Annotated in this window: 1 protein-coding gene; it reads right to left on the bottom strand. The window is 76.9% G+C overall.

Annotated elements, in window-relative coordinates:
• Positions 1-2,612 (bottom strand): type 2 lanthipeptide synthetase LanM family protein (locus CCN72_RS30940; RefSeq protein WP_107430198.1); only part of this gene is annotated, 2,612 nt, incomplete at both ends.

Below are 2,612 nucleotides of genomic sequence, written 5' to 3'. Positions count from 1 at the left end.
GCTGAGGTCGGGCCCGACCTCGGCGTCCCGCAGCCGGGCCGAGAACTCGTCGGCGAAGGACGGGAGTCCGGTGAGTGCCGAGGCGGCGGCCGCCACTCCGGCGAGTCCGTGCGCCCAGGACGGATCCGTCTGGGTGTCCCGGGCCCGCAGGGCCGCGCCGTCGAGCAGGGCCCGGCCGGCGCTCGCGTGCGCCGCGGACCGCTCCGGCCGTGCGGCGGCGTACCGCAGCAGCGCCCAGCCGATCCCGGCGGCGCCGTCCGCGAACCCGGCGTCCTCGACGGGCCCCGCCTGGCACAGCAGGTCCGCCAGGGCGTCCGCCAGCTCCAGCGCGCCCGGGGTCCCGGTCGCCTCGTGCACGGCGACGGCGGCGGCCAGCGCCCCGGCCGTACCGCAGGACAGTCCGAGGTCCGTACACCCGGCCGCCGCATGGCCGAGCGCGGTCAGCGCGTCCGGCAGGACCTGCGTCAACTCCTCGCCCAGCAGCGCCGACAGCCGGACCAGGGCGTAGCAGATGCCGCCGAGACCGTCGTAGGCGCCGGGGCCCGCCGCCGCGCCCAGCTCGGGGTCGGCGGCCAGGGCCTTCAGCAGCGCGGGCAGCGGCCGTACCGCCTCCCGGGCCAGCGCGGTGTACCGGTCGGCGCCGGTCAGCGCGCCGGTGTGGGCGAGGAAGAGCGCGACCCCGCAGTAGCCCTGCGCGAGCCCGGCGCCCATCGGCAGCACCGCCCAGTGCGGGCCCGAAACCCGTTCCAGCCCCAGCCAGTTGGCGCGGCCGCCGTCGCGTACCGCACGGGCGGCGATGTCGTCGGCGATCCCGCACACCGCGGCCAGCAGCCGTGAGGCGTCGGGCACCACGGCCGGTACGGGCGCCACGGCGAGCGCCGACCTCGGCCGGTCCGCCGGGTCGCAGGCGCCCCGGGCGGCCAGCGTCGCCGAGACGATCCACTCCTGGTCGCGGCAGTCGATCTCGTCCATCCGCGCGATCTTCTTGCGCACCGCGGCCAGGCTCGCCTCCGGCAGCACGTCCGCGAGCCAGGTCCCGTCGGCCGTCCGGACCCCTGTCCCGGACGGCCGATGGGTGAACAGGGGGACGTCGCCGCGCCACAGGTCGGCCGTCTCGTGCTCGATCAGCAACGAACGCGCCCGGTCGTGCTCGGACTCGGTCCACAGCACGGCGAACACCCCGTCCCGGGCGAGCGCGTCACCGAGCAGCGCCGGATGCGTGGACTCCTCCAGCAGGGTCGCGTACAGCCGGGTGGCACGGGCGATCAGCCGCGCCGGGCTGTCCGCCGCCGCCGTCAACGGGCCGTCCTCGCCGGTCAGTTCGCCGCCGTGCGCCGCGATGGCCGCGTACGCGGTGCGGAAGCCGTCGAGCAGGGCTGCCCGGTGGTCGGCGCCGTCCAGCGGGCGGCCGTCGGGCAGCGGCTGGTTCTGCGCGGCCGGGCTGAGCAGCGGGCCCCGTACGGCGCGCATGGTGTCGAGGCCGCTGTCCGCCCAGTGCAGCCCCTCGCTGGGGAAGGTGCCGTCGGTGGAGCGGCCCAGCGCGGAGATGTCCAGCGCGCCGTGCTCGCCGATCAGCAGATGGGGCAGCAGGCAGGTGCGGTGCACGGAGGTGTGCAGGGCGTCCGCGGCGGGGTCGGCGCCGGCCGTCATGGCCTGTCCGAGCCCGGTGTGCAGCAGCGTCTCGGCGTCCACCAGGACCGGCTGGTCGCCGCAGGCGATGACGTTCTCGTAGTGCATGTCGGCGCCGTCCACCGCGTAGAGCAGCGCGAGCAGCACGCCCTGGCGGCGGTAGAAGGCGTCGGTCTCGGTCACCGAGCGGCACCAGCGGTGGGAGACGAACTCCAGCCAGCCGTAGCCCTCCCGGCGCACGGTGCGCGCGGTGCGCAGCGCCAGATCGGGGACCTTGGTGTCCATCCAGGCCGCCAGCTCGTCCAGCAGGGCGTGCTGGCCGAGCGGCCGCGGCTTGTACACCACGCGGACCCCGTCGGCGAAGTGCAGCACGGCCACCGACCGGTTGCCCTGGTGGGCGTCGCCGAGCCCGAGTTCGACGCGGACCAGCGCCCCCGGGTCGCGGCCGTCGAGGAGGGCGGTGACCAGCTCGTCCCGGTCGGCCCGGAAGCGGGCGGTCAGTTCGGCCGCCGCGTCCAGCGCGTCCAGCGCGGTCTGGCCGAGCATCCGGGCCAGTACCGGATAGGCGGCGAACAGTTCGCCGAGCCCGCGTCGGGTGCCCGCGGCGGCCACGAAGGACGCGAACCGCTCCCGCGAGGTCGCCCCCGTGAGCCGTCCGGCGCGCCGGGCCCCGGCGAGTTCCCGTACGAGGGTACGAGCGGCCAGCCGTACCAGCTGCGAGGTCAGCCAGGCGCTGAACTCGCTCTGCCACACGCTCCGTTCGGTGGCGGGCACGCCCGCCAGCAGGTCGGCGAGGCGTGTGGCGGCCGGGGCGACGAGCGGTCGTACGACGTGGGCGAAGACCTCGGCGCCCGTACCGTCCGTGGCCGGCTCCTCCTGGTACTCGGGGGCGGCGTCCAGGGCGGCCGCCACGTAGCGCGCCCAGTGGGGCTCGGCGGCGCGGGCGGCGAGTCGCTCGGCGGGCTCCGCCGCGAGGGCCGCCG

Source organism: Streptomyces murinus, assembly GCF_002154555.1.
In the GTDB taxonomy this organism is placed as follows: Bacteria; Actinomycetota; Actinomycetes; order Streptomycetales; family Streptomycetaceae; genus Streptomyces; species Streptomyces murinus.
The sequence above is the reverse complement of the archived record's forward strand: the minus strand, read 5'-3'. Positions and strand labels throughout refer to the sequence as shown.